Source organism: Microvirga sp. P4_G7, assembly GCF_056401005.1.
On record NZ_JBFUKD010000350.1, the window covers coordinates 1 to 3,794 of the forward strand.

The window sequence follows — 3,794 nt, forward strand, 5'->3', positions numbered from 1 at the left end:
TCATTGCCGCTGCCGCCGTAGAGCTTGTCGTTACCGCCGTCGCCATAGATGGTGTCGTGTCCGCCCATGCCTTTCAGCACGTTGTGGCCGATATTGCCGGTGATCTTGTTTGCGTAATTGTTGCCGACGAGAGAGATGGAACTCTTTCCGCGAGCCGAGATCGTTTCGATGAAAGTGTCGTCTGTCACCTGGTAGCTGACGCTCGAGAGAACCGTATCGCTGCCTTGTCCGGCCAGCTCGACGATCATGTCGGCTCTGTTGTCGACGATGTAGGTGTCGTTGCCGAACCCGCCGACCATGGTGTCGACGCCGGTCCCACCGTCGAGGGTGTTGTTGCCGTCGTTACCCACGATCGTGTTGGCGAACTCGTTTCCGGTCAGCGACAGAGCCTTCCGGCCGGCGATTGCGGCAAGAACTTCGACCTCGGAGGATTTGCCGAGAGCGTAGCTGATGGCGGCGATCACCGTGTCGTAACCGGCGTTTCGGTTCTCGATGACCCGGTCGTCCTTTTCGTCGACAAGATAGAGGTCGTTTCCGAGACCACCGGCCATCGTGTCTTCGCCGCCGCCGCCGTCGAGGGTATCGTTCCCGTCATAGGCTTCCAGGTAATCGCCCTTCGCGGAGCCGACCAGGCTGTCGTCCCCCACCATGACGTAGGCGGCCGTCGCCGCTCCACCGGCCAGGAAGACGTTGATATCCGAATAGGCGATCCCCGTCGCATTGCTGTACTCGAGCCAGACCCGTCCGCCATAGCTGTAGGAGAGGCGCCCCGCCACGCCGGACAGCACCGTCAACTGGGAGCCGACGAGCGTTCCGGCAACCTGGTTGTGATCGACCTCGGCGACAAAGGTCGCAACCGTCTGCTCGGGGTTGATGGAAGCCGGCACCACGATCGGGGAGAACATGTCTTGCAGGCGATAACCCGTCGGCATGCTCGTATAGAACTGGAGATTGGCCATCGTCGAGGAGCGCTCCGCCGTGCGAACACCGGCGTGTTCAAGAAGTCGGGACTTGGAGAACGCGACATCTGCCGCAGCGGAAGCTCATACCCGATGGGAGGTCATTCTTACAAGGTCGAAGGTGCCGCACTCTAGGTGTCGACTGCGACCACGCTGAGCTGCTGATCTCGTCCGCGGACTGCGTGAGGGCCAAGGTCACGGGCCCTGAACCCGGCCGGCAGGTCGATTCGGCTGAGAACGTCGCTGGAGGCCAGGAACGGCTCGTTGAACGCCTTCCCCAGTGTCTCCAGGCGGGACGTCGCGTTCACAGTATCGCCGACGTAAGCGATCTTATGTTTCTCGACCCCGATTTCCGCCGTCACCACGGGCCCGCAATGCAACGCGGCCCGGAAGCGCGGAACGACGCCGAAGCGCGCCAGCCATTCGTGGGAATCCCGCTCGATCTGCTGGCGAAAGGCGTGGACACAACTCAAGCAGCGGGCCTCCTGGATGCCCCGGGCAAGCGGCCAGGTGATCATCGCCATGTCACCGATATAATCGTCCAGCGAGCCATTGTAGCGACGGACGGGGTCCGCCAGGCTGGCGAAGAAGGCTCCGAGAAACGCCTGGTACTTCATCGGCCCCATGCTCTCGGCGAGKGACGTCGACCCCACCAGATCGATAAAGAGAAAAACGCGATCCTCTTCGACGGGTTTGTAGTACCGGCCGATGAGGAGGTTGAAGAATACCTCGCCCCCGATCAGGTCCCGCACGCGAAGGATGAAGGCGACGACTGCCGAGACGACGAGGGAATACGTGAGAATCCGGGGTGTCGGCAGCACGGTCTCCCAATAGGGTTCTTCGAGCACGTCCAAGGCGAGCAGAGTGCTCCCGGCGATCACGTTCGCGAGGACGATCAGCGTCACGTAGATCGAGATGGAGCTCAGGGCGTAGAGGGGAGCGGAAAGGCGCTTGAGCCCCTTCTGGAGCCCGGCGAAGAAATAGCCACGTTCGAAGCCGAACAGCAGCACCGCCGTCACCATGCCGAAAACAGCTCCGATCAGCGGTTTCCCATTATGGAACAGAAATGCGTAGCATATGCCCGCCAGCGCGCCGACGAGAACGGCGAATATCCAGAACCGAATCTGGCGGCTCATGCGGTCGCTCTCTTGGCGCAGGACGCAGAAAAGGCGCGGGAGCGGGGATTTTGGAAGACCAAACGGCTTCTCCTGCAATGTGCCACGAATCTCGGACAAGATGATTCCTCCTCTCGTCACCAAGAGAAGCGTAACTGTAGCGGAATTTTGTCAGACCTCCGTTTGAAGCATGGCGAACGCTCTCATCGACCGACCTTACGCCTGTTGAAAGAGGTGTGAGACCACTATGGACACGAGGCGACCAATATGAGACCAGTAGAGCGTGAGCAACCCTGGTTTCATCCCCTGTTTCCGGACATTGCAGCATTTGTCCGTTCCCGGATCCCATACCAATGAGGATGGGTTCGGTGCGCGTCGTGCTCTTGCATGGATCATTGATGGAGCGACGGGCGTCAGCGGCGCCCGCTTGACCCCCGGTCAGAGCGACGCTTCCTGGCTCGCCGAGACGATCGGGGCTGCCCTCACAGACGAGAAAGCCGACACTATTCCGGATATCCTCTCCTCGGTTGGTGAGTTGGTGACATCGGCGTTCCTCGAGACGGCGCCCGACGTGGCGACGGATGTGGACGCGGTGGCGCCTTCCGCCTGCCTGGGGCTGATCCGGTGCCGGGAGGGGGCGATAGAAGGGACGGTCGACGTCGAAGGAGCGTTTCTCGGTGACGTGGTGGCCCTGGTGCCGTCGGAGGCCGGGGTCGTCCGCTGGACCGACGAGCGGTCGAAGCCCTTCGAGCGATTGACCCTGGCGTCGCTCGGCCGGAGCGACAGGTCAGTCGGGGTAATGCCGCACGAGACCCGGCGCCAGATCCTCGAAAATCGGACTAGAATGAACCATCAKGACGGCTACTGGGTCGTCCATCCTCTGCGCCCCTGGGCTGGGCGGGAGGTCCGCTTCGACGCGACGATCGCGTCCGGGAAACCGATCGTGCTGGCGACCGACGGGTTCATGCGCCTCGTCGACGTGTTCGGCGACTATACGGACGACACGCTTTATGCTGCTCTGAGTGCCGGTCAGGCACTTGATCTGCTGCAGGAACTGCGGGACCGCGAGCAACGGGACGACGAAGCGAGCACATTTCCACGCGTTAAGATCCACGACGATGCGACCGTCCTGGTCGTTGCGCCGCAGGATCATTGCCGAGAATCACGAAAGAGCCTGTGAAGAAGGCCCTTTTCGGTGAGGAGAAGACGTCAACAATGAGGGGACGAACATGAGACTGACGAGACGAATTCTGATGGGCGCTGCGGTCGGCGGCTTTATGGCGATGGGCGCGGGCGCGGCTTTTGCCAAGACCGATTTGACCTTCTGGAGCTGGCGCCAGGAAGACAAAGCCTTCTACCAGGACCTCATCAAGAAGTTCGAGCAGAAAGAGCCGGACATCTCGGTGAAATTCGAGACCTACGCTCCTGAGAACTACCAGACCATCCTCTCCACCGCGCTCGCGGCGGGGCGTGGTCCGGACGTGATCCAGGTCCGTGCCTACGGCAATCTCGAAACGATCGCGACCCCGGGCTACCTGCTCGCCCTCGACAAGCAGAACGCACCCGAGCTGGCGAACTTCCCGGAAGCCGCGCTCGCGGCCGAGACGCTCCGTTCGGACGGCAAGGTCTATGCGGTGCCGTTCGCCATGCAGACCCAGTTGGTGGTCTACAACAAGAAGATGTTCAAGGATGCCGGCCTCACTCCTCCCAAGACCTGGGA

General features: G+C 61.5%; 4 protein-coding genes. 2 read left to right on the forward strand and 2 right to left on the reverse strand.

What is annotated here, in order from left to right:
• On the reverse strand, positions 1-959 hold a 959-nt coding region (locus AC1DT3_RS14330; protein ID WP_477465920.1), incomplete at its 3' end, for a calcium-binding protein.
• A 131-nt stretch (positions 960-1,090) separates the two neighbouring features.
• Positions 1,091-2,194 carry an adenylate/guanylate cyclase domain-containing protein gene (locus AC1DT3_RS14335; protein ID WP_477465921.1) on the reverse strand — a complete coding sequence of 368 codons (1,104 nt, stop codon included), beginning with the start codon at positions 2,192-2,194 and terminating at the stop codon, positions 1,091-1,093.
• Positions 2,195-2,357: 163 nt separating this feature from the next.
• Between AC1DT3_RS14335 and AC1DT3_RS14340 the strand changes: the two genes are divergently transcribed.
• Together AC1DT3_RS14340 and AC1DT3_RS14345 are read left to right on the forward strand one after the other, a co-directional pair.
• On the forward strand, positions 2,358-3,254 hold the full coding sequence (locus tag AC1DT3_RS14340) for a hypothetical protein (RefSeq protein WP_477465922.1): 897 nt from the start codon (positions 2,358-2,360) through the stop codon (positions 3,252-3,254).
• A 49-nt stretch (positions 3,255-3,303) separates the two neighbouring features.
• A partial coding sequence (locus AC1DT3_RS14345) for an extracellular solute-binding protein (protein WP_477465923.1) occupies positions 3,304-3,794 on the forward strand: 491 nt, incomplete at its 3' end.